Annotated in this window: 1 protein-coding gene; it reads left to right on the top strand. The window is 56.3% G+C overall.

The genetic code is table 11. From position 1 onward, the window contains the following. Nucleotides 1-69: 69 nt before the first annotated feature. A partial coding sequence (locus tag AC1RPN_RS08765; protein ID WP_481763804.1) for a hypothetical protein occupies nt 70-325 on the top strand: 256 nt, incomplete at its 3' end.

Here is a 325-nt window from a genome sequence, read left to right as displayed (position 1 = left end):
CCCAGAAAACTATGAGGATCAGGGTTACGTTGTTGCTTGGCACCCGATCCCTGACATCTCGGAGGTCCTGTGAGCCAGAACTATAGCACCCGCACTCTCTACCTCGCGAACTACTTCGACGGTGAGTATCCGGAGGACAACGAAAACTTCGCTGCGTACCAGACCAGTGAAGAAGCAGAAGCACGTTGCGCCGAAGAGGTTGCGTATCAGCAGCGCTTCCATGGGCCGAAATCGGAACGCCACACCACGAAAGAATGGCGATACTACGCGTCAGCTATCGAATACGTGATTCCGCGCGCCCGGCTGAGCGCGCAGGAACAGAAGC

This window comes from Dellaglioa sp. CoH-57-MRSF-20 (assembly GCF_056781955.1).
Note: the sequence above shows the minus strand (reverse complement) of the source record. Positions and strands in the feature narration are given on the sequence as shown.